We start from the raw sequence: 20,699 nt of genomic DNA, 5'->3' as shown, positions 1-20,699 counted from the left end.
CTCACTCGGCCGCGATCTTCTGCTGCCGGCGGGTGCGGGCATTGCCCGCAAGCTCGCCCATCAGCTCGCTGGCACGGGCGATGGGGTTGGTCAGGTAGTGCTCGGCGACGATGCTCTCGAAATCGCCGAGCGCCTCGTCCATCGAGCCGAGTTCCAGCGGTTGCCAATCGTTCTCGGCCACCTCGTCGATCCGCGCCAGATGCGGATGCGCGGCCACCAGCGCCTGCCGCAGCTGCGCGAGGCTGTTCCAAGGCTGGGTCGCACCCAGCTCGGCCGAAAGCGCGCGCAGGATCGCCCAGTTCTCCTTGGCCTGGCCCGGTGCAAAGCCGGCGCGCAGGGCGAGTTGCGGGCGCCCTTCGGTGTTGACGAAGAGCCCCTGCTCCTCGACCCAGGCGGCCGCGGGCAGGATCAGGTCGGCGCGATGCGCACCCCGATCGCCATGGCTGCCCTGGTAGATCACGAAGGCGCCCGAGGGCAGCGCGATCTCGTCGGCACCCATGTTGTAGATCACCTCGGCACCCTCGAGCGCGGCCTCGACGCCGCCCTCGGAGGTGGCGCCGACATCCATGGCGCCCACTCGGCTCGCGGCCGAGTGCAGAACCATGAACTTGCTCTTGGTCCGGCTCGCCAGCTCCATCGCATAGGACAGCACGGCCTCGCCGTCGGCGCCGGTCAGCGCCCCCTGCCCCACGATGACGACCGAGTCCTCGTCGAGAATTCGGGTGAACTTGTGCTCGATGGTCCGGGACAGCGGCCCGCGGCCGGTGCCGACATGGGTGTAGTCGTAAGTCAGGTCGACGGGTTCGCCGACCAGGCCTACATTCGCCCCGGCGAGCCACGCCTTACGGATCCGCGCGTTGAGCACCGGCGCCTCGGCTGCGGGGTTGGTGCCGACGAGCATGATGTGCTTGGCGGTGTCGAGATCCTCGATCCGCGCCGTGCCGACATAGGCCGAGCGGTTGCCCGCGGGCAGCTTCGCCCCATCGGTGCGGCATTCGACGACGCCGCCCTGCCCCTCGATCAACTGCTTGAGCGCGAAGGCGGCCTCGGTCGGGGCGAGATCGCCCACGAGGCCGACCACCCGCTTGCCCTTCATGGCAGCGGCAGCGGCGGCCAGAGCCTCGGGCCAGTCGGCCTTACGCAGCTTGCCGTTCTCACGGATATAGGGCGTGTCGAGACGCTGGCGCGCGAGCCCGTCCCAGACGAAGCGCGCCTTGTCCGACAGCCATTCCTCGTTCACGCCGTCATGGTTGCGCGGCAGGATCCGCATCACCTTGCGGCCCTTGGTGTCCACGCGGATCGACGAGCCGAGCGCGTCCATCACGTCGATGGTCTCGGTCTTGGTCAGTTCCCAGGGCCGGGCGTTGAAGGCGTAGGGCTTGGAAACCAGCGCGCCCACCGGGCACAGGTCGATGATGTTGCCCTGCAGGTTCGAATCGAGCGTCTGGCCGAGATAGGAAGTGATCTCCGCATCCTCGCCGCGCCCGGTCTGGCCCATCTGGGAAATGCCGGCCACCTCAGTGGTGAAGCGCACGCAGCGGGTGCAGGAGATGCAGCGCGTCATGTGCGTCTCGACCAGCGGGCCGAGATCGAGATCCTCGGTCGCGCGCTTGGGCTCGCGGTAGCGGGAGAAGTCGACGCCGTAGGCCATCGCTTGGTCCTGCAGGTCGCATTCACCGCCCTGGTCGCAGATCGGGCAATCGAGCGGGTGGTTGATGAGCAGGAACTCCATCACCCCCTCGCGGGCCTTCTTGACCATCGGCGAGTTGGTCTTGACCTGCGGCGGCGCGCCCTCGGGCCCAGGCCGCAGATCCTTGACCTGCATGGCGCAGGAGGCGGCGGGCTTCGGCGGGCCGCCCACGACCTCGACGAGACACATGCGGCAATTGCCGGCGATGCTCAGCCGCTCGTGATAGCAGAAACGGGGGATTTCGATCCCCGCGGTCTCGCAGGCCTGGATGAGCGTCATCGCCCCCGGCACCTCGATGACCTTTCCGTCGATGCTGACTTTGCGCAAATCGGACATGGCAGGCCGCCCCTTTCCTCGCGTCGGACGCATGCCTCCGGGTCGGGGGCTGCGATCGAGGGGGGTTCTAACGCGGCTCGCCCGGCGATGCCAGACGCATCCACGCGCCGGAACGGGGAAAATGCCGCTCCGGCGCGTGGATGGGCTGCGGCACGCGCGCACAGCCCATCATCGGTCGGATCGCCGACAGGTTACTGAAGCAGCGTGCCGATCCGGCTGCCCGCCGCCATCTCGCGGCGGCCGACCTCGCAATAGGTCTCCCAGTCGCCCTCGACCCCGCCCTTTTCGCGCAAGAGGGCCCGGGCCTCGGCCTCGAGCCGATCCTTTTCCTCCTCGTCGTCGATGAAGGCGCTGATCTGAGCGCGGGTATAGCCCAGATCCAGGGCGTGGCTCCGGAGCGAGTTGAGAAAGCCGATGCCGGTCAGCCAACGCGAGTCGAGGCTGTCGCACTTGCGGCCGATCTCGTAGGCGATGGCGGTGGAAATCAGCCCGTCGCGGATCTTGGCGTTCTCGCGCAGCGCCGGCAGCGCCGCCGTCGCGCCCGCTGCGATGGTAAAGCCGAGGATCAGCGCGGCGGTGCGCGCGAGATGCGGGATGGTCATGCGTGGTCTCTCCTATCGGGCCGGTTCCGGGGCCTGCTCGCCCCCGTCCGGCGCTTCTGGCCGAGAGCTTGGCCCCGGAAGGCCGATATTCAATATCACGCTGTGGAGAGGGGCCTCGCGATGGCGGATCGCCGCCCGGCCCTCAGGCGTCGCGGCCGCCCTCTGCCTGTTCGGCTTCCTCGCGCTTCAGCTCGGCCGCGCTCTCACCCTTGGCATGGGCGAGGCGCTTTTCGACCCACGGCACCGCCACATAGGAGATGAGCGGCACCGTGAAGGCGGTGGAGATCAGGATCTCCAGCCAGAGCGGCACCCCCGGCGCCAGCCACGAGAACAGGTAGCTGGAGATCAGGACCGCCGGGTAGACCGCGAGCCAGACGCCGAAATTCTTCAGCGCCTGGTCGCGCCAGGTCATTGGGCCGCGATGGTCGCCGCGACGCCACGACCGCGAATACGGTCCTCGATCTCGTCGCGGAAGTTGCGGATCAGGCCCTGGATCGGCCATGCGGCGGCGTCGCCGAGCGCGCAGATGGTGTGACCCTCGACCTGCTTGGTCACGTCGAGCAGCATCTCGATCTCCTCGATCGCCGCGTCGCCGCGCACCATCCGCTCGAGCACCCGCATCATCCAGCCGGTGCCTTCACGGCAGGGCGTGCACTGGCCGCAACTCTCGTGCTTGTAGAATTTCGACAGCCGCCAGATCGCCTTCACCATGTCGGTGGACTGGTCCATCACGATGACGGCGGCGGTGCCGAGGCCGGAACGCTGTTCGCGCAGCCAGTCGAAATCCATGATCGCGTCTTCCATGGTTTCGGCGCGCAGCACCGGCACCGAGGAGCCGCCCGGAATCACCCCCTTGAGGTTCTTCCAGCCGCCGCGGATGCCGCCGCAATGCTTGTCGATCAGCTCCTTGAAGGAGATCGACATCTCCTCCTCGACCACGCAGGGCTTGTTGACGTGGCCCGAGATCGCGAAGAGCTTGGTGCCGGTGTTGTTCGGACGGCCGAAGCCCGCGAACCATTCCGGCCCACGACGCAGGATGGTCGGCGCGACGGCAATGGATTCGACGTTGTTCACCGTGGTCGGGCAGCCATAGAGGCCAGCCCCCGCCGGGAAGGGCGGCTTCATGCGCGGCATGCCCTTCTTGCCCTCGAGGCTTTCGAGCAACGCCGTCTCCTCGCCGCAGATATAGGCGCCGGCGCCGTGATGCAGGTAGAGATCGAAATCCCAGCCCGACCCGGCGGCGTTGCGGCCCAGAAGGCCTGCGTCGTAGCACTCGTCGATCGCCTGCTGCAGCGCCTCGCGTTCGCGGATGTACTCGCCGCGCAGGTAGATGTAGCTCGCATGCGCGTTCATCGCGAAGGAGGCGATCAGGCAGCCCTCGATCAGCGTGTGCGGATCGTGACGCATGATCTCCCGGTCCTTGCAGGTGCCGGGCTCGGATTCGTCGGCGTTGACGACGAGATAGGCGGGCCGCCCGTCGCTTTCCTTGGGCATGAAGGACCACTTCAGACCGGTCGGGAAGCCCGCGCCGCCACGACCACGCAGGCCGGACGCCTTCATCTGCTCGACGATCCAGTCGCGGCCCTTCTTGATGATGTCGCCGGTGCCGTCCCAATGGCCACGGGCCCGCGCGCCCTTCAGCGTGCGGTCGTGCATCCCGTAGATGTTGGTGAAAATGCGGTCCTGATCCTTGAGCATCGGCTCACCTTTCGTCGTCCTGGCGCGCGCGCCAGGTTTGATATGTCATCCACAATCCCATGACGAACCCCGCAAGGGCCATCAGGTCGAACAATCCGCGCCAGCGATGCGGCAGGTCGAGGGCGTTGCCCGCGAAAATCGCGATCACCCAGAACACGCCGGTGCCGGCGAGCACGAGCGCCGCGCGTCGACCTGCCGCGCCGCTCATGCCTCGTCCTTCGTCAATTCACGGGCCTGACCGATCCAGTCGTCACGCTGGATCCGGCCCTTGAACCCCTCGAGATGATCGTCGATCCAGGCCGCCTCGCCCTCGCCCCAGGAGGCGATCTGGCGCAAATGCCAGACGCCGAGACGGTTCAGCTGTTCCTCGAGCCGCGGGCCGACGCCGCGCAGCTGCTTGAGATCGTCGGGCTGGCCTTGCGGCGCGTCGAGCAGTTCGGGCTTCTCGCGCAGGTCGGCGGCGACCCCGTCGGGCATGTCAGGCTCCCCCGCAGCCTCGGCTTCGCGGTCGAGAGACTGGGTGCGCGCGACTTCCTCGCCGAGGTCATCTTCACGGCTCTCTGCTTCCGCATCGCCGTCGTCGAGCACCGCCGTGTCGTTCACGACCGGCTTGCCGCCCTGCCCCGGCGCGGCGCTGGAGGCCGTGCGGCCGCCCGTGTCCTCGGCCGGCGATGACGCCGGTGCGGGCGTCTCCTCCGTCGCGGCGGTCGCAGCAGGAACGGCCTCGGTCTCGGGAGCGGTGGTCTTCTGATCGAGCGGTGCCGGGCTCGCGGCGGCCATGTCCTCGACCTCGTCGCGGCAGACCAGCGCCAGAAGCAACAGCGCCGCCGCCACGGCGATCAGCGCCGCGATGAGGAGCGACGAGAACCAGCCACGCTCGCCCAAGGCGAGCAGGATCCACAACAGCAGCCCGCCAATCGCCGCGCCGCCGATGCTGATGGTCCGACAGTTTCCGATGTTGTTCATGCCGCGTCCTCCAGATGGCCGGAGCCTAGCGCCCCGTCATTCGTCATAGGACGCAACGCCGTCGAATCAAACGGATGCGCGGGCCGAACCGGCCCGCGTGCCCTCCGCTCCGATCCGGCAGCGCGCTTTGGCATCACTCGTCTTTCGAAGGCTTCTTGGGCTGGCCATCCTTGGCGGGATCGCCGGGCTTCTGCGTCCGGGGCGCGTTGTAGACGCCGCCCGGTGCCGCCGGGTCGGCGGTCCCGGTCTTGTCGTCGGTCGCGTCTTCGGCATCGGTCGCCGGCGCGGCCTCGCCCGACGGCGCGATCGGTTTGCCGCCCTCGGGCGCCTCGTTACCGGCGGTCGCGTCCTGCGGCTCCTCGGCCGGGAAATCGGCGGAGACCGGCTTGGCCGCGCTCGAGGCCGGGGCCTCCTGCTCGGTGACGCCGGACGCATCCGCCGGCCGGTCATGCGCCGGCATCGGCTCCTGCGGATCCTCGTAGCCTTCGGCTTCGTGATCGTCCTGGCGCTGCCATGGCGTGGTCAGGGGCACCTCGGTGCCGTCGATCCGCTTGATCGTGTCGCCCAGCTTCACGGCGAGCGCGACGGCGGCGTTGTGCTCGTCACGGTTCTCGGCGCCCTCGGCCAGCGAGGTCAGGTTGTCGATCGGCTCGGCGGCGTAGCGGCCGTTCTGCGGGCCGGGCGTCGGCACGCGGCCCGCGGCCATCTCGTCGATGATCTCGGCCAGCCGCTCGGTGGTCAGGTCCTCGTAGTAGTCCTTGCCGATCTGCGCCATCGGCGCGTTGGCGCAGGCGCCGAGACACTCGACTTCTTCCCAGGAGAACTTGCCATCGGCCGAAATCTCGTGCGGCTTCTTCGCGATCTTCTCCTGGCAGACCTTCATCAGGTCCTCGGAGCCGCAGAGCATGCAGGACAGCGTGCCGCAGACCTGGATATGCGCAACCGAGCCCACGGGCTGCAGCTGGAACATGAAGTAGAAGGTCGCGACCTCGAGCACCCGGATATAGGCCATGTCGAGCATCCGCGCGACTTCCTCGATCGCAGGGCGCGACAGCCAGCCTTCCTGTTCTTGCGCGCGCCACAGCAGCGGGATCACCGCGCTGGCCTGACGCCCCTCGGGATATTTCGTGATCTGCGCCTCGGCCCAGGCCTGGTTGGCCGGGGTGAAGGCGAAGCTCTCGGGCTGTTCGGGGTGAAGTCTGCGCAGCATTCGCTCGTTCCGGTGTTCTGGGCGCCCCCCGTCGGGCGGCGCGGATCATGTCAGGAGGGCGCGCGCCCTCAGATGCAGTTCTCGGTCAACACCCGGATGGTGCCACCATCGGAGACCTCGGCGCGGCCCTGGGCGGAGAGCTGCGGCGCGATTTCCAGCAGCTGCTGCTGCGTGAGGTTCGCCTTGAGCAGCACCTGCGCCACGTTGTCGGAGGTGATCACGCAGCCCTGCGCCTCGATCGCGGCGACGAGCCGGTCGGCCGGTGCCATCGGCGCTGCCGCGGCGGCGGCGGGGCCGACGCTGCCGACGCGCCCCTGCGCCCCGATGCCGCCGATCTGCGCCCCGGCCGTGCAGGCCCCAAGCGCGCCGAGCGCCACGAAACCCATCATCATCCGCATCGCCGTCATCTTCGAACGTCCCCGTCCTGTCTGGGGCCGATGGCAGTGCCGCCGGCCGGTTGCCTCGGATCGCCGCCTCAGCGGTCGACCTCGCCGAACACGATGTCCATTGTGCCGATGATCGCCGCCACGTCGGCGAGCTGGTGGCCCGAAGCCACGTGGTCCATCGCCTGCAGATGCAGGTAGCCCGGCCCGCGCAGCTTGGCACGGTACGGCTTGTTGGAGCCGTCGGCCACGAGATAGACGCCGAACTCGCCCTTGGGCGCTTCGACCGCGGCGTAGACCTCTCCCGCGGGCACGTGGAAGCCCTCGGTGTAGAGTTTGAAGTGATGGATCAAGGCTTCCATCGAGGTCTTCATGTCGGTGCGGGTCGGCGGCGTGACCTTGCCACGCGCCAGCACGTCGCCCTTTTCATGGCGAAGCTTCTCGCAGGCCTGACGGATGATCTTGGTCGACTCGCGCATCTCGGCCATCCGCACGAGATAACGGTCATAGCAATCGCCGTTCTTGCCGACCGGGATCTGGAAGTCGAACTCGTCGTAGCATTCGTAGGGCTGCGCGCGACGCAGGTCCCAGGCGAGGCCCGAGCCGCGCACCATCACGCCGGAAAAGCCCCAATCGGTCGCTTCCTGCTCGGTCACCACGGCGATGTCGACGTTGCGCTGCTTGAAGATGCGGTTCTCGGTCAGCAGCCCGTCGATGTCGTCGAGGAAGGCCGGGAAGCCCGCGGCCCAGGCATCGATGTCCTCGATCAACTCGGGCGGCAGGTCCTGATGCACGCCGCCGGGCCGGAAGTAGGCTGCGTGCAGGCGCGCGCCCGAGGCCCGCTCGTAGAACACCATCAGCTTCTCACGCTCTTCGAAGCCCCACAGCGGCGGCGTCAGCGCGCCGACATCCATGGCCTGGGTGGTGACGTTGAGCAGGTGGTTGAGAACCCGGCCGATCTCGGAATAGAGCACGCGGATCAGCGAGGCGCGGCGCGGCACCTCGGTGCCGGTCAGCCGCTCGATGGCCAGGCACCAGGCATGCTCCTGGTTCATCGGCGCCACGTAGTCGAGCCGGTCGAAATAGGGCAGGTTCTGCAGGTAGGTGCGGCTTTCCATCAGCTTCTCGGTGCCGCGATGCAGCAGGCCGATATGCGGATCGCAGCGCTCGACGATCTCGCCGTCGAGCTCGAGCACGAGGCGCAGCACGCCGTGCGCCGCCGGGTGCTGGGGCCCGAAGTTGATGTTGAAGTTGCGGATCTTCTGCTCGCCGGTCTTCGTGTCTTCGAAGCCCTTGGCGTTGATGGTCGAGCCGTCCATGACTTACCCCTTCGCGCCGGTTTCGGCAGCCTTGTCATCCCCCGGAAGCACGTATTGCGCGCCTTCCCACGGGCTCATGAAATCGAACTGGCGGTATTCCTGCACCAGCTTCACCGGCTCGTAGACCACCCGTTTCTGAACTTCGTCGAAGCGCACCTCGGTATAGCCCGTGGTCGGGAAGTCCTTGCGCAGCGGGAAGCCGCGGAAGCCGTAATCGGTGAGGATCCGGCGCAGGTCCGGATGGCCCGAGAACAGGATGCCGAACATGTCGAACACCTCGCGCTCGAACCAGTTGGCCGAGGGGTGGATCTCGATGATCGAGGGCACCATCTCGTCCTCGCGCACCTGCGCGCGCACACGAATGCGCTGGTTCTGGTACATGGACAGGAAGTGGTAGACCACGTCGAAGCGCTTCTCGCGGCCGGGGTAGTCCACGGCGGTGATGTCGACGAGCGTCGAGAAGCGGCAGGTCGGGTCGGTCTTCAGCAGCTCGACGAAACCGGGGATCGCCTCTGGCGTCACGGTGACGTTGAGCTCGCCGAAGGCGATCTCCCAACCGGTCACGCAGTCGGGTCGCTTGGCTTCGAGATGCGCGCCCAGGTCGTTCAGTGCCTCGCTCATGGCGATTCCCCCGAAAAAATGGTCTTGGCCGGCGCGTGGTCGCGCCGGCGGGGCCTCAGCGGACGATCGTGCCGGTGCGGCGGATCTTGCGCTGCAGCTGCAGGATTCCGTAGAGTAGCGCCTCGGCGGTCGGCGGGCAGCCGGGAACGTAGACGTCCACGGGCACGATCCGGTCGCAGCCGCGCACCACCGAGTAGCTGTAATGGTAATAGCCGCCGCCATTGGCGCAGCTGCCCATCGAGATCACGTAGCGCGGCTCGGGCATCTGGTCATAGACCTTGCGCAGCGCCGGAGCCATCTTGTTGGTCAGCGTGCCGGCGACGATCATCAGGTCGGACTGGCGCGGGGAGGCGCGCGGCGCGGTGCCGAAGCGTTCGAGATCGTAGCGCGGCATCGAGGTGTGCATCATCTCGACGGCGCAGCAGGCCAGACCGAAGGTCATCCAGTGCAGCGAGCCGGTGCGCGCCCAGTTGATCATGTCCGCGGTCGAGGTGACGAGGAAGCCCTTGTCGGTCAGCTCGCGGTTGAGGTTCTGCGTGGCGACCTCGCGGTCGGCCCCTGCCGTATTGGCGCCGGTCATCACTCCCATTCGAGAGCCCCCTTCTTCCATTCGTAGGCGAAGCCGATGGTCAGCACGCCGAGGAACACCATCATCGACCAGAACGCCAGCATCGACACCTCGCCGAAGGCCACCGCCCATGGGAACAGGAAGGCCACTTCGAGGTCGAAGATGATGAACAGGATCGAGACGAGATAGAACCGCACGTCGAACTTCATCCGCGCGTCGTCGAAGGCGTTGAAGCCGCATTCGTAGGCCGAGACCTTCTCCGGGTCGGGCCGGCGCACGGCAAGCACGACGGCGGCGAGGATCAGGATCGCACCCAAGCCGATGGCAAGGCCGAGGAAGATCAGGATGGGAAGGTATTCCGCAAGAAGCAGTTCCACGTCGGGTCCTTTCGCGCGGGAGCTGTCGATCGATTGGGCGATCCATAAACCCCGGTCCGGGAAGGGTCAACCGAGCCCGGCACCCCGGAGATGCGTCCGATGCGCGCGGCGGCGTCGCCCGGCCTCAGTCATCGCCGGAATTTCGGCTCAACTCGTGCTTTACCTGCTCCAGCTCGCGGTCGAGGAAGAAGGAGATCAGCGAGCGGATGATCACCAGAAGCCCGAGGAACACCAGATCGGCGAGTTCGAGGCTGAGCGCGGTGTGGATGATGTCCGAAACGATGAACAGCTCCAGCCCGGCGAGGATGTAGCGGCCCAGTTCGATCCGCTCCCGGTTGACGCCGCGCACCCGTGCCGCGTCCTCGCGCCGGATCTCGGCCCAGCTCACGCCGATGATGAAGCGCACCGCCCCCACCAGCAGCAGCGCGATGGCGAAGAGATCGATGATGGCCGCGACCCATTCAAGCGCGCTCACCAGCCAGCCGAGATGGTGATGCAGCACGCCGCCTTCGGATCCGAACTCCCAGATCGACCCCATGACCGGCCTCCCTTCCACATTGCCCCGCAACTGGCCCGGCCTCGGCTTCGGTCAAGCCGGCGGAACCCGCCCCGCCGCGCCGCGTTGGCCGCGCATGACACGCATGTTCCGCCTCGCCGCGCTCGCCCTCGCCCTCATCCCTGCCACCGCCCATGCCGAGATCGTCGGCAAGGTCGGCGTCGACTGGGTCGGCAACGACGTCATCGTCGAAGCGATTCCCGACCCGGATGTCGAGGGGGTGACCTGCCACATCGCCTATTTCGAACGCTCCGTGATCGACCGCCTCAGCCAGGGCAACTGGTTCGAGGACCCGTCCAACGCCTCGATCGACTGCCGCCAGACCGGGCCGATCACGCTGGGCGACATCGACCGCTCGCGCGGCGGCGAGGCGGTGTTCCGCGAAAGCCGCTCAATCATCCTGAAATCGCTCAGGATCACCCGCATCTATGACGAGACGAACCAGGTGCTGGTCTACCTCGCCCATGGCAGCGAACTGACCCAGGGCTCGGCCAAGATGTCGCTTTCGACGATCCCCCTCTACGACACCGAAGCCGCGCAGTAGAGACGCTGCGCCTGGCGGACAGGAGGCCCGTGGCGTATGGCGGCACAGGCATCGAACCCTATCGCGCCATCGCCGCGGGCTCCAGGGAGACGTCATCCCCACCGAGCAGTGGCCTCAACCCAGCGCCTGCACCGCCGCCACCAACTCGTCGTAATGACCGATCAGCGCCTCCGGATGCAGATCCGCCGTGCGATGGCCGTTGGGGCCGAACTTCACAAGGATCGACGGCACGCCGGCGGCGCGGGCCGTGATCCGGTCGGTCTCGGTATCCCCCACCAGCACACAATGCGCCGGATCGCCGCCCGCGCGTCGCACGGTTTCGCGCAGGCATTCGGGATCGGGCTTGCGCATCGTCAGCGTGTCCGCCCCGACGAGGCAGACGAAATGTTCGCGCACGCCGAGCCGGGTCATCAGCTTCTCGGCCAGCGCCTCGGGCTTGTTGGTGCAGATCGCCACCGGATGGCCGAGCCGCTTCAACTCCGCGATCGCCTCGATCGCGCCGGGAAACAGCGTCGAATGCCGGTCGATCTCCTCCTCGTAATAGGCGAGCAGCCGGGGATACTGCCGATCGACCTCGGCCTCCTCGACCTCGCCGACCCGGCTGAGCCCCAGCCGCAGCATGGCGCGCGCACCATGCATGGCAGTGGCGGCATCCTCGCGCGGGTCGAGCAGCGGTCCGAGGCCGAGATCCTCGAAACAACGATTGGCGGCCGCGATCAGATCGCCGCTGGTTTCGGCGAGCGTGCCGTCAAGGTCGAAGATCACGGCGCGCATGGGCACCTCCCCTGTAATGATGCGTAGCGGTAATTGATCCCGCCGGTGGGCCATCGGGCTTGTGCCCCTAGATGCGGCTAGTAGAAGTCGGATCAAGCAACAAGAGGGGCAGCAATGGGCACGGCACTGATCGTTCTGGCCGCGGGTCGGGGCACGCGGATGAATTCGGACCTGCCGAAGGTCCTGCACGAGATCGGGGGCGCCCCGCTGCTGCATCACGCGATGGCGGCCGGCATGGCGCTGGAGCCGTCGCGGATGATCGTCGTGGCGGGGCATGGCGCCGAGGCCGTGGAGCGCGCGGCGACCGGCTTCGACGCGGGCGTCGTCACGGTGCGCCAGGAAAGCCAGGATGGCACCGGCCACGCGGTGCGCCAGGCCCGCGCCGCGCTCGAGGGCTTTTCGGGCGACGTGATCGTGCTCTACGGCGACACGCCCTTCATCCGGCCCGAGACGCTGGAGGCGATGCGCCGGGCCCGGACCCGTGCCGATGTCGTGGTGCTGGGCTTCGAGGCCGCCGATCCGGGCCGCTACGGGCGGCTGGTGACATCGGGCGACAGCCTCGAGCGGATCGTCGAGTTCAAGGACGCCGACGCGGCCACCCGCGGCATCACCCTGTGCAATTCCGGCGTGATCGCCGCGGATCGCGAGACGCTGTTTACCCTGCTCGACCGGGTGACCAACGACAACGCCGCGGGCGAGTATTACCTGACCGACATCGTGGGCCTCGCGCGCGAAGCCGGGCTCGGGGCCGAGGTGGTGCGCTGCGACGAGGCCGAGACGCTGGGCATCAACACCCGCGCCGAGCTGGCCGCCGCCGAGGCCGCGTTCCAGTCCCGGGCCCGGACGGAGGCGATGGAGGACGGGGTGACGCTGGTGGCGCCGGAGACGGTGAGTTTCGCGCGCGACACGGTGGTGGGCCGCGACACGGTGATCGAGCCCAACGTGGTGTTCGGCCCCGGCGTGACGGTGGAGAGCGGCGCGCGGATCCGCGCCTTTTCGCATCTCGAGGGCTGCCACGTCTCGCGCGGCGCGACCGTCGGCCCCTTCGCCCGGCTGCGCCCCGGCGCCGAGCTGGCCGAGGAGGTGCATGTCGGCAACTTCGTCGAGATCAAGAACGCGCAGATCGGCACCGGCGCCAAGATCAACCACCTGACCTATCTGGGCGATGCCGATATCGGCGCCGGCACCAATGTCGGCGCGGGCACGATCACCTGCAACTATGACGGGGTGTTCAAGCACCGCACCACGGTGGGCCGCGACGCCTTCATCGGCTCCAACACCATGCTGGTGGCGCCGGTGACGCTGGGCGACGGCGCGATGACCGCGACCGGCACGGTGGTGACCCACAACGTGCCGGCGGGCGACATGGCCGTGGGCCGGGCGCGCCAGGACAACAAGCCGGGCTTCGCGACCCGGTTCTTCGAGAAGCTGCGCGCCGCGAAGGCCGCCAAGACCAAGGATAACTGAGATGTGTGGGATCGTCGGCGTATTGGGAACACACGAGGCCGCACCGCTTCTGGTCGAGGCGCTCGGCCGGCTCGAATATCGCGGCTATGACAGCGCCGGCATCGCGACGCTGGACGAGGGCCGTCTCGACCGCCGCCGGGCCGTCGGCAAGCTGGTGAACCTGTCCGACAAGCTGGTGCATGAGCCGCTGCGCGGTCTCGCGGGCATCGGCCACACCCGCTGGGCCACCCATGGCGCGCCGACCGAGGCCAACGCGCATCCCCATGCCGGGGCCCGCGTGGCCGTGGTCCATAACGGCATCATCGAGAATTACCGGGCGCTGCGCGCCGAACTGTCCGAGGCGGGGATCGGCACCGCGACCGACACCGACACCGAGACCGTGGCGCTGATCTGCCAGCTGCATCTCGACCGTGGCATGGCGCCGCGCGAAGCGGCGGCGGCCACCATCGCCAAGCTCGAGGGCGCCTATGCGCTGTGCTTCCTGTTCGAGGGCGAGCCCGACCTCTTGATCGCCGCGCGCAAGGGCAGCCCGCTGGCCATCGGCCATGGCGAGGGCGAGATGTTCGTGGGCTCGGACGCGATCGCGCTCGGCAACCTGACCGACCGGATCACCTATCTCGAGGAAGGCGACCGCGCCGAGGTGACCCGCGCGGGCGTGGTGATCTTCGACGCGCAGGGCCGCGAGGTCTCGCGCCCCGAGAAGCGCATCGCCCAGGCGGCGGCACAGGTCGACAAGGCCGGGCACAAGCACTTCATGGCCAAGGAGATCGCCGAGCAGCCCCGCGTGCTGGCCGAGGCGCTGGGGCATTACCTGACGCCCGAGGGCCAGATCGCCCTGCCCGAGCCCGGCATCGACTTCACCGCGATCGACCGGCTGACGCTGGTTGCCTGCGGCACCGCCTTCTACGCCTGCAACGTCGCGAAGTACTGGTTCGAGCAGGTGGCGCGGCTGCCCGTCGAGATCGACGTCGCCTCGGAATACCGCTACCGCGAGCCCCCGGTCCCGGCCCGGTCGGCCGCGCTCTTCGTCAGCCAGTCGGGCGAGACCGCCGACACGCTGGCGGCGCTGCGCTACGCCAAGGGCCGCGCCGACAGCATCCTGTCGGTGGTCAACGTCACCGAGAGCTCGATCGCGCGCGACAGCGACCTCGCGCTGCCGATCCTTGCTGGCGCCGAGATCGGCGTCGCCTCGACCAAGGCCTTCACCTGCCAGCTCCTGGTGCTGGGGACCCTGGCGCTCGAGGCGGCGCGGCAGCGCGGCACGCTCGACGCCGCCGAACTCGCCGCTCATCTGCGCGGCCTGCGCGAGCTGCCCGGGCTGATCCATCAGGGGCTGACCATCGAAGCCGAGTGCCAGCGCGTCGCGCGCGGGCTTTCCGAGGCCCGCGACATCCTGTTCCTCGGCCGGGGCAGGATGTATCCTCTGGCGCTGGAAGGCGCGCTGAAGCTCAAGGAAATCAGCTACATCCACGCCGAAGCTTACGCGTCGGGCGAACTCAAGCACGGCCCCATCGCGCTGGTCGACGAGCACGTGCCGGTGATCGTCATGGCGCCGCATGACGAGCTGTTCGACAAGACCGTGTCGAACATGCAGGAGGTGATGGCGCGCGGCGGCAAGGTGCTGCTGATCACCGACGCCACCGGCGCGCGGATCGCCGGCGAGGGCGCTTGGGAGGTAATCACCCTGCCCGAGATCGACCCGCTCTGGGCACCGATCCTCTACGCCCTGCCCGCGCAGCTCCTCGCCTACCACACCGCCGTGGCCAAGGGCACCGATGTCGACCAGCCCCGCAACCTCGCCAAATCCGTCACCGTCGAGTGAGACGAAAAAAAGGGGGGCAGACATGCCCCCCTTTTTACATCTCGTCAAAAAGCATCGCCCGCAAACCCGGCCGGTTGGCGCTCAGCCGCTATAGACCGTCAGTTCCGGCAGCGAAGTCAGCGACACCTCCAGCAAGCGCATCGCCGGCAGGCTGATCTCGCTGCCCGACCCGGCAGCCCCGCCCGAGGGGCGCAGTTCGAGCTTCACCGATTTGCCATTCGCCGCCTCGACCCTGCCCTGCGTGACGCTGCTCACCAAGGGCGTCTCGATCCAGAGCCCCGGATCGGCGGGCGATCCCAGCGAGGCGATGGTGGTGCCGAGCCTCTGCTCGCCCGCAGGTTCCGGCGCCGCCGTGGCCGCCGCGCGCTGTTCCGGCGTCGTGGTATCGAGCGCGGCCGCGCTTGCGGCCTCGGGCGGCGGCGGTGGCGCGCTTTGTACCGCCGGTTGCGGCGCGGCGGCGGTGGCCTCCGATGCCGGGGCCGCAGAGGGGGCGCTGGCCTGTTGCATCTCTGCGCAGGCGGACAGGAGACCGAGCGCGGCGAGGGCGGTGGGGATCATGAGGCGTGTCATGCGCTGGAGGATAGCGGCGCGCCCTGTCCGGACAAGTGCCTGTACGGCCCGGAGTTCACCGGCAGTTTGCTTGCCATCACCTCCTCCCGACCCTACCTTCGCGCCATGACAATCGCACCCGTTCCGCCCCCGGCAGCTCCGCTGATCGATCCCTTCGCGAGGGCGATCCGCTACCTGCGGGTTTCGGTCACCGATCGCTGCGACTTTCGCTGCGTCTACTGCATGTCCGAGAAGATGCAGTTCCTGCCCAAGGCCGAGCTGCTGACACTCGAAGAGCTGGACCGGCTCTGCTCGGCTTTCGTGCGGCTCGGGGTCGAAAAACTGCGCATTACCGGCGGCGAGCCCCTGGTGCGGCGCAACATCATGGAGTTCTTCCGCTCCATGACCCGCCATCTCGAATCGGGCGCGCTCAAGGAACTGACGCTGACCACCAATGGCAGCCAGCTCGGCAAATATGCGACCGAGCTTTATGCGGCGGGCGTGCGGCGGGTGAACGTCTCGCTCGACACGCTCGACGAGGCCAAGTTCGCCCGCGTTACCCGCTGGGGGCGCCTGCCTCAGGTACTGGATGGCATCGACGCGGCGCTGGCCGCCGGGCTCAGGGTCAAGATCAATACCGTCGCGCTCAAGGGCTTCAACGAAGACGAGTTGTTCACACTGTCCGAGTTCTGCGCCGCGCGCGGCATGGACCTGACCTTCATCGAGGTCATGCCGATGGGCGATATCGGCAATGAGGACCGGATCGGCCAGTACTGGAACCTGCGCGAACTGCGGGAGACGCTGGGTGAGCGTTACTCGCTGCACGATCTGCCCGACCGCACCGGCGGTCCGGCGCGCTATGTCATGCTCGGAGAGACGCGCCAGCGCGTCGGCTTCATCACCCCGATGAGCCATAATTTCTGCGAAAGCTGCAACCGGGTGCGGGTCACCTGCACCGGCGAGATCTATACCTGTCTCGGGCAGGAGGGCCATTCCGACCTGCGCGGCCCGCTGCGTGCGAGCGAGGGTGATGCCGGGCTCGAGCAGGCGATCCGCGCCGCCATCGCACTCAAGCCCAAGGGGCATGATTTCGACTATGACCGGCAGGAGGTATCGGGCCGGGTCAGCCGTCACATGAGCCATACCGGCGGATGAGTGCTGAGCCCTGGCCGCTGCGGCTCTGGCTCGGGGGAACGCTGGCGCTGCCGCGCATGGCCGAGTTCGCCTTGGCGCGCCGCGTGCATCGCGGCCAGAACTCCGCCCCCGCCCGCTTGGGCGAGCGGCTGGGTCGAGCCGGTCTTCCCCGTCCGCAAGGCCGCCTTATCTGGATCAATGCCGCCTCGGTCGGCGAGGTTGCCTCGGTGGCCGAGCTCGCCCGTGATCTCATGGACGAGGGGAACCACGTCCTCGTCACCACCACGACCACGACAGGCGGAGTGCGGGCGCGTGCCATCGAAGGTGCGCTGCACCAATACCAACCGCTCGATACCGCCCGCGCGACCCGACGATTCCTCGATCATTGGCGCCCCGATCTCGCCTGCTTCGTGGAGGGAGACCTCTGGCCACGCCTGTTGGCCGAAACTTCGGCGCGACGGGTGCCGCTGGCCCTGTTTAATGCCCGCCCCTCGCGGTCGCGGGTCCGGGCGCCGAGGCTCAGCGCCGCGATGCTGGCGCGGTTCGACCTCGTCACCACGCAGAGCGAGGCGGTGCGCGAGGAGATCGTCTCGCTCGGCCTGCCCGAAAGCACGGTCCTCGCGCCCGGCGATCTGAAATCCGCCGCCGCCCCCCTGCCCGCCGATCCGGCACGACTCGCCGCCCTGCGCGCGGAGTTCGACGGCGCCCCGCTCTGGGCCGCCGTTTCCACCCATGCCGAGGACGAGCCCGCGGTGATCAAGGCGCATCTGGCGGCGCGCGAGCGGCATCCGGGCCTTCGGCTGATCCTCGCGCCGCGCCATCCCGACCGGGGCGAGACCGTGGCGCGGGCGCTGGAACAGGCCGGGCTCGGTGTGTCGCGCGGCGAGACCCCGGGCCAGGCCGAGATCTGGCTGGTGGACCGGCTGGGCGAGACCGGGCTGATCTATCGCCTCGCGCCTCTGGTGTTTCTCGGCGGCTCCTTCGGCCCGCAGGGCGGGCACAACCCGTGGGAGGCGGCGGCGCTGGGGGCCGCGCTGCTGCACGGGCCGCGCGTCGGCAATGCCCAGCAGGCCCATGCGGCGCTCGACGCGGGTGGTGCGGCCCGCGAGGTGGCCGAGGCGCAGGCATTCGGTGACGCGGTGGCAGAGCTGATCGGCGCGCCCGAGCTCGACACCATGCGCGCTGCGGCACGTCGGATCATGTCGGATCGCGGTCAGGCGCGACCAAGGACGCTGGCGGCGCTGCGGCAACTCATGTCCGAGCGGGTTGCGCCGGACGATCCTTCCTCTAAGGCGGTGCAATGACCCTGCGCGCCGTGATCCTCAACGACACTTCGACCCGCTATCATCACGGCTGCGCGCGGGTGATGCGGCTTCTCGTGGAAGGGCTTGAGCGCCATGGCCTGACGGTCACCGCCCGCAGCCCGGCAAGGCACGACTGGGCCTCGGATACGGGTTTCCTCGACGCGATGCGCGCCGCGCATGTGATCGTCGTCAATGGCGAGGGCACGCTGCATCATGGTCGTCCGGCCGGTGCCCGCCTGCTCGATCTGGGCGGGCACCCCGCGCGGGGCCATACGCCGCTCGCGCTCGTGAACGCGCTCTGGCAGGACAATCCGGAAAGCTGGTCCGCGCCGCTGTCCCGCTTCGACCTGATCGCCGCGCGCGACAGCACCAGCGCCCGCAGCATGTCGGAGGCTACTGGACAGGAGGTGCGATGGCTGCCCGATCTTTCGCTCTCCGCCCCCGCCAGCACCGGTGCCGCACACCGTCACGGGGTGATCGTCGGCGACAGCGTGAAGCCCGGCCCCCGCCGGGTGCTGGGTCGCGCGGCCTCCCACCTCTCCAATGCGACGCTGGTGCCGACCAAGACGCTGTCCGCTGGGCTCTGGCGGTTTGCGCCGGCCCGCGCGGCGCTGGCGGCGGCATGGTACGAGGGGCTCGGCCTTCCGCCCTTGGAGATGCCGGCCGACGAGACCGCCTATCTCGATCGCATCGCCCGTGCCGAGCTGCACATCACGGGAAGGTTTCACGCCGTCTGCCTGTCGATGCTGACGGAAACACCTTTCCTGGCGCTCGGCTCCAACGCCTCGAAGATCGAGCGCTTGCTCGCGGATGCGGATCTCGGGGCCGCGCGGCTGCTGCAGGCGGACGCGCTGTCGCCACCCCCTGAAACAGCCGCCTTCACCCAGAGCGAACTGTCGGCGATCCGTGCCTTTCGCAAGATGGCCCAGCGCCAGGCCGAAACGCTCTATGCGGACATCGCGGCGCTGGCTGGAGGGGCCTCGTGAACAGGATCGTGTTCGAGATCGCCAAGCGGCGCGGTGACGAGACGCGACTGTCGCGGCTCGGGCTGTCCGAAGCGGCGCTGCTGTCGCGGCTCGCGGGGCGCCGCGTGGCACTGGTCGGCAACGCCCGGTCGCTGGCCGAAAAGGCGCAAGGCGCGGAGATCGACGCCGCCGACATCGTGATCCGCCTTAACGCTGCGCCGATGCCGGACCCCGCCTCGCATGGGACACGTACCGATTGGCTCGCCATGTCGATCCCGGTGCCACAGGAAGCGATCGCGGCGCGGGCACCCGAATTGCTTTTATGGATGACGCCTAAGCGCAAGCGCCTGCCATGGCGCGTAGCCCAAGTGCCGGGCTTTGCGCTGTTGCCCGCGATCCGTGCGGCGGCGCTGCGCGACGAACTGGGCGCGCGCCCCACGACGGGCATGCTCGCCATCGATCTTCTCGCGCGTTCGGATCTAGCCTCAGCACGGCTTCACGGCTTTGATTTCTTTGCGTCGAAATCGCTCTCGGGCGGCCGTGGCGCAGCTGACGTGCCGCATGATTTCGCCGCCGAGCGCGACCGGGTGGCGGCGCTCATCGCCGCCGACCCGCGCTTTTCGCTGGCCTGAGATGCTGGCCTGAGATCAGGCCGCCGGCATCCGGCGCTCGACGACACCCGCCCACCACGAACAGCCCGCCGGGATCGCCTCGTCAGAAAAATCGTATTCGGGGTGATGCACCGAGGCCGTGTCGCCATTGCCCACGAGGATGTAGGCCCCGGGGCGTTCCTCGAGCATGTAGGCGAAATCCTCGCCGCCCATGATCAGCGGCGCCTCGGCGCAGTCGCCGGAAACCTCGCGCGCCACTTCGGCCGCGAACTCGGTCTCGGCCCCGTGGTTGATCATCACCGGGTAGCCCTTCATGTAGTTGACCTTCGCCTCGGCGCCGTAGGCGCGCGCCGTGGTCTCGGCGATGGCGGTGAGCCGTTCCTGCCCCAGCTTGCGCAGCTCGGGCGACATGGTGCGGACCGTACCCTTCATGTGCACCCGCTGGGCGATCACGTTGAACGCCTTGGACGAGGTCTCGAAGGAGGTGACCGAGACCACGATCTGCTCGGTCGGGTCGGCGTTGCGGCTGGCGATCGATTGCAGGGCAAGAACAACATGGCTGGCGACGAGCGTCGAATCGACCGTCTCGTGCGGCTTGGCGGCGTGGCCGCCCTTCCCTTCGATGGTGATCTCGAACTGGTCGGTCGAGGCGAAGAAGGCGCCGGGCCGGATCGCGAACTGCCCCAGCGGGATGCCGGGCCAGTTGTGCATGCCATAGACCTCCTGGATGCCGAAGCGCTCCATCAGACCGTCGGCGCACATCTCGCGGCCGCCGCCGCCGCCCTCCTCGGCAGGCTGGAAGATGACCACCACCGTACCGTCGAAATTGCGCGTTTCGGCGAGGTATTTCGCCGCGCCCAGCAGCATCGCCGTATGGCCGTCATGGCCGCAGGCATGCATAGCGCCCGGGGTCTTGGAGGCATAGGGCTTGCCCGTCTGCTCATGAATCGGCAGCGCGTCCATGTCGGCGCGCAGGCCGATCACCTTGCCCGAGCCCGTGGTTTTGCCCCGGATCACGCCGACAACGCCGGTGCGGCCCAGCCCCTCGACCACGTCGTCGCAGCCGAATGCGCGTAGCCTTTCGGCCACGATTCCGGAGGTGCGGTGCGTCTCGTAGAGGATCTCGGGGTTCTCGTGCAGGTCGCGCCGCCAGGCGGTGATCTCGGGCAGAAGCTCGGCGAAGCGGTTCTTGATCGGCATGAT

23 protein-coding genes are annotated in these 20,699 nt (G+C 68.4%); 7 read left to right on the top strand and 16 right to left on the bottom strand.

Annotation, left to right across the window (positions count from 1 at the left end):
* Position 1: 1 nt before the first annotated feature.
* From nuoG to LOS8367_RS02070, 13 genes are all read right to left on the bottom strand, one after another.
* Complete coding sequence (gene nuoG, locus LOS8367_RS02130; RefSeq protein ID WP_085894784.1) at positions 2-2,026, bottom strand: NADH-quinone oxidoreductase subunit NuoG; 2,025 nt, start codon at positions 2,024-2,026, stop codon at positions 2-4.
* 191 nt (positions 2,027-2,217) lie between these two features.
* Positions 2,218-2,628, bottom strand: a complete 411-nt coding sequence (locus LOS8367_RS02125) for a DUF5333 domain-containing protein (protein ID WP_085894783.1) — start codon at positions 2,626-2,628, stop codon at positions 2,218-2,220.
* A gap of 142 nt (positions 2,629-2,770) precedes the next feature.
* Entirely contained in the window at positions 2,771-3,040 is a 270-nt protein-coding gene (locus LOS8367_RS02120) for a putative antibiotic biosynthesis monooxygenase (RefSeq protein WP_085894782.1), read from the bottom strand.
* Positions 3,037-4,326: an NADH-quinone oxidoreductase subunit NuoF gene (gene nuoF / locus LOS8367_RS02115; protein WP_085894781.1), complete on the bottom strand. Its 1,290-nt coding sequence runs from the start codon at positions 4,324-4,326 to the stop codon at positions 3,037-3,039. Before nuoF ends, LOS8367_RS02120 begins: the two co-directional genes overlap by 4 nt.
* 4 nt (positions 4,327-4,330) lie before the next feature.
* Positions 4,331-4,534, bottom strand: coding sequence for a DUF5337 domain-containing protein (locus LOS8367_RS02110; RefSeq protein ID WP_085894780.1), 204 nt, complete (start codon positions 4,532-4,534; stop codon positions 4,331-4,333).
* On the bottom strand, positions 4,531-5,292 hold the full coding sequence (locus LOS8367_RS02105; protein ID WP_085894779.1) for a helix-hairpin-helix domain-containing protein: 762 nt from the start codon (positions 5,290-5,292) through the stop codon (positions 4,531-4,533). The genes LOS8367_RS02110 and LOS8367_RS02105 overlap by 4 nt, the downstream gene beginning before the upstream one ends.
* Before the next feature lie 133 nt (positions 5,293-5,425).
* Complete coding sequence (gene nuoE, locus LOS8367_RS02100; RefSeq protein WP_085894778.1) at positions 5,426-6,502, bottom strand: NADH-quinone oxidoreductase subunit NuoE; 1,077 nt, start codon at positions 6,500-6,502, stop codon at positions 5,426-5,428.
* A 68-nt stretch (positions 6,503-6,570) separates the two neighbouring features.
* Positions 6,571-6,909, bottom strand: coding sequence for a hypothetical protein (locus tag LOS8367_RS02095; RefSeq protein WP_106535105.1), 339 nt, complete (start codon positions 6,907-6,909; stop codon positions 6,571-6,573).
* A 68-nt stretch (positions 6,910-6,977) separates the two neighbouring features.
* Positions 6,978-8,204 (bottom strand): NADH-quinone oxidoreductase subunit D, encoded by a 1,227-nt coding sequence (locus LOS8367_RS02090; RefSeq protein ID WP_085894777.1) that lies wholly within the window; start codon positions 8,202-8,204, stop codon positions 6,978-6,980.
* Between the two features lie 3 nt (positions 8,205-8,207).
* Complete coding sequence (locus LOS8367_RS02085; RefSeq protein ID WP_085894776.1) at positions 8,208-8,825, bottom strand: NADH-quinone oxidoreductase subunit C; 618 nt, start codon at positions 8,823-8,825, stop codon at positions 8,208-8,210.
* A 55-nt stretch (positions 8,826-8,880) separates the two neighbouring features.
* Positions 8,881-9,405: a NuoB/complex I 20 kDa subunit family protein gene (locus LOS8367_RS02080; RefSeq protein ID WP_085894775.1), complete on the bottom strand. Its 525-nt coding sequence runs from the start codon at positions 9,403-9,405 to the stop codon at positions 8,881-8,883.
* Positions 9,405-9,770 (bottom strand): NADH-quinone oxidoreductase subunit A, encoded by a 366-nt coding sequence (locus LOS8367_RS02075; protein ID WP_085894774.1) that lies wholly within the window; start codon positions 9,768-9,770, stop codon positions 9,405-9,407. Before LOS8367_RS02075 ends, LOS8367_RS02080 begins: the two co-directional genes overlap by 1 nt.
* Positions 9,771-9,894: 124 nt before the next feature.
* Entirely contained in the window at positions 9,895-10,308 is a 414-nt protein-coding gene (locus LOS8367_RS02070) for a DUF1622 domain-containing protein (protein WP_085894773.1), read from the bottom strand.
* Positions 10,309-10,402: 94 nt separating this feature from the next.
* Between LOS8367_RS02070 and LOS8367_RS02065 the strand changes: the two genes are divergently transcribed.
* Positions 10,403-10,870, top strand: coding sequence for a CreA family protein (locus LOS8367_RS02065; protein WP_085894911.1), 468 nt, complete (start codon positions 10,403-10,405; stop codon positions 10,868-10,870).
* A 114-nt stretch (positions 10,871-10,984) separates the two neighbouring features.
* On the opposite strand, the gene LOS8367_RS02060 is transcribed toward LOS8367_RS02065, so the two are convergent.
* The gene (locus LOS8367_RS02060; protein ID WP_085894772.1) at positions 10,985-11,644 is read right to left on the bottom strand and encodes an HAD-IA family hydrolase; all 660 of its coding nucleotides are present in this window, start codon (positions 11,642-11,644) and stop codon (positions 10,985-10,987) included.
* Positions 11,645-11,758: 114 nt separating this feature from the next.
* Between LOS8367_RS02060 and glmU the strand changes: the two genes are divergently transcribed.
* Positions 11,759-13,111 (top strand): bifunctional UDP-N-acetylglucosamine diphosphorylase/glucosamine-1-phosphate N-acetyltransferase GlmU, encoded by a 1,353-nt coding sequence (gene glmU, locus LOS8367_RS02055; RefSeq protein WP_085894771.1) that lies wholly within the window; start codon positions 11,759-11,761, stop codon positions 13,109-13,111.
* A gap of 1 nt (position 13,112) precedes the next feature.
* Positions 13,113-14,933, top strand: coding sequence for a glutamine--fructose-6-phosphate transaminase (isomerizing) (gene glmS / locus LOS8367_RS02050; RefSeq protein WP_085894770.1), 1,821 nt, complete (start codon positions 13,113-13,115; stop codon positions 14,931-14,933).
* 81 nt (positions 14,934-15,014) lie between these two features.
* Here the strand turns inward: glmS and LOS8367_RS02045 are convergent, their stop codons facing one another.
* The gene (locus LOS8367_RS02045; RefSeq protein WP_242665484.1) at positions 15,015-15,503 is read right to left on the bottom strand and encodes a D-galactarate dehydratase; all 489 of its coding nucleotides are present in this window, start codon (positions 15,501-15,503) and stop codon (positions 15,015-15,017) included.
* 105 nt (positions 15,504-15,608) lie between these two features.
* On the opposite strand from LOS8367_RS02045, the gene moaA reads away from it, so the two are divergent.
* The 4 genes from moaA to LOS8367_RS02025 are packed head-to-tail and all read left to right on the top strand — an operon-like array spanning position 15,609 to position 19,517.
* The gene (gene moaA / locus LOS8367_RS02040) at positions 15,609-16,637 is read left to right on the top strand and encodes a GTP 3',8-cyclase MoaA (RefSeq protein WP_085894910.1); all 1,029 of its coding nucleotides are present in this window, start codon (positions 15,609-15,611) and stop codon (positions 16,635-16,637) included.
* On the top strand, positions 16,634-17,920 hold the full coding sequence (locus tag LOS8367_RS02035; RefSeq protein WP_085894768.1) for a 3-deoxy-D-manno-octulosonic acid transferase: 1,287 nt from the start codon (positions 16,634-16,636) through the stop codon (positions 17,918-17,920). Before moaA ends, LOS8367_RS02035 begins: the two co-directional genes overlap by 4 nt.
* Entirely contained in the window at positions 17,917-18,906 is a 990-nt protein-coding gene (locus LOS8367_RS02030; RefSeq protein WP_085894767.1) for a polysaccharide pyruvyl transferase family protein, read from the top strand. Before LOS8367_RS02035 ends, LOS8367_RS02030 begins: the two co-directional genes overlap by 4 nt.
* Positions 18,903-19,517, top strand: a complete 615-nt coding sequence (locus LOS8367_RS02025) for a glycosyltransferase family 29 protein (protein ID WP_085894766.1) — start codon at positions 18,903-18,905, stop codon at positions 19,515-19,517. The genes LOS8367_RS02030 and LOS8367_RS02025 overlap by 4 nt, the downstream gene beginning before the upstream one ends.
* Before the next feature lie 15 nt (positions 19,518-19,532).
* Here LOS8367_RS02025 and LOS8367_RS02020 read toward each other — a convergent pair whose 3' ends face one another.
* Positions 19,533-20,696 (bottom strand): M20 aminoacylase family protein, encoded by a 1,164-nt coding sequence (locus LOS8367_RS02020; RefSeq protein ID WP_085894765.1) that lies wholly within the window; start codon positions 20,694-20,696, stop codon positions 19,533-19,535.
* Positions 20,697-20,699: the final 3 nt, after the last annotated feature.

Origin of the sequence: Limimaricola soesokkakensis, from assembly GCF_900172345.1 — a bacterium.
Classification (GTDB): domain Bacteria; phylum Pseudomonadota; class Alphaproteobacteria; order Rhodobacterales; family Rhodobacteraceae; genus Limimaricola; species Limimaricola soesokkakensis.
This window is presented reverse-complemented; position numbering and strand designations above follow the sequence as displayed.

Bases quoted from the DNA above. Each gene is read 5' to 3' on its own strand.
- nuoG (WP_085894784.1), bottom strand. From the start codon at position 2,026: ATGTCCGATTTGCGCAAAGTCAGCATCGACGGAAAGGTCATCGAGGTG.
- LOS8367_RS02125 (WP_085894783.1), bottom strand. From the start codon at position 2,628: ATGACCATCCCGCATCTCGCGCGCACCGCCGCGCTGATCCTCGGCTTT.
- LOS8367_RS02120 (WP_085894782.1), bottom strand. From the start codon at position 3,040: ATGACCTGGCGCGACCAGGCGCTGAAGAATTTCGGCGTCTGGCTCGCG.
- nuoF (WP_085894781.1), bottom strand. From the start codon at position 4,326: ATGCTCAAGGATCAGGACCGCATTTTCACCAACATCTACGGGATGCAC.
- LOS8367_RS02110 (WP_085894780.1), bottom strand. From the start codon at position 4,534: ATGAGCGGCGCGGCAGGTCGACGCGCGGCGCTCGTGCTCGCCGGCACC.
- LOS8367_RS02105 (WP_085894779.1), bottom strand. From the start codon at position 5,292: ATGAACAACATCGGAAACTGTCGGACCATCAGCATCGGCGGCGCGGCG.
- nuoE (WP_085894778.1), bottom strand. From the start codon at position 6,502: ATGCTGCGCAGACTTCACCCCGAACAGCCCGAGAGCTTCGCCTTCACC.
- LOS8367_RS02095 (WP_106535105.1), bottom strand. From the start codon at position 6,909: ATGACGGCGATGCGGATGATGATGGGTTTCGTGGCGCTCGGCGCGCTT.
- LOS8367_RS02090 (WP_085894777.1), bottom strand. From the start codon at position 8,204: ATGGACGGCTCGACCATCAACGCCAAGGGCTTCGAAGACACGAAGACC.
- LOS8367_RS02085 (WP_085894776.1), bottom strand. From the start codon at position 8,825: ATGAGCGAGGCACTGAACGACCTGGGCGCGCATCTCGAAGCCAAGCGA.
- LOS8367_RS02080 (WP_085894775.1), bottom strand. From the start codon at position 9,405: ATGACCGGCGCCAATACGGCAGGGGCCGACCGCGAGGTCGCCACGCAG.
- LOS8367_RS02070 (WP_085894773.1), bottom strand. From the start codon at position 10,308: ATGGGGTCGATCTGGGAGTTCGGATCCGAAGGCGGCGTGCTGCATCAC.
- LOS8367_RS02065 (WP_085894911.1), top strand. From the start codon at position 10,403: ATGACACGCATGTTCCGCCTCGCCGCGCTCGCCCTCGCCCTCATCCCT.
- LOS8367_RS02060 (WP_085894772.1), bottom strand. From the start codon at position 11,644: ATGCGCGCCGTGATCTTCGACCTTGACGGCACGCTCGCCGAAACCAGC.
- glmU (WP_085894771.1), top strand. From the start codon at position 11,759: ATGGGCACGGCACTGATCGTTCTGGCCGCGGGTCGGGGCACGCGGATG.
- glmS (WP_085894770.1), top strand. From the start codon at position 13,113: ATGTGTGGGATCGTCGGCGTATTGGGAACACACGAGGCCGCACCGCTT.
- LOS8367_RS02045 (WP_242665484.1), bottom strand. From the start codon at position 15,503: ATGACACGCCTCATGATCCCCACCGCCCTCGCCGCGCTCGGTCTCCTG.
- moaA (WP_085894910.1), top strand. From the start codon at position 15,609: ATGACAATCGCACCCGTTCCGCCCCCGGCAGCTCCGCTGATCGATCCC.
- LOS8367_RS02035 (WP_085894768.1), top strand. From the start codon at position 16,634: ATGAGTGCTGAGCCCTGGCCGCTGCGGCTCTGGCTCGGGGGAACGCTG.
- LOS8367_RS02030 (WP_085894767.1), top strand. From the start codon at position 17,917: ATGACCCTGCGCGCCGTGATCCTCAACGACACTTCGACCCGCTATCAT.
- LOS8367_RS02020 (WP_085894765.1), bottom strand. From the start codon at position 20,696: ATGCCGATCAAGAACCGCTTCGCCGAGCTTCTGCCCGAGATCACCGCC.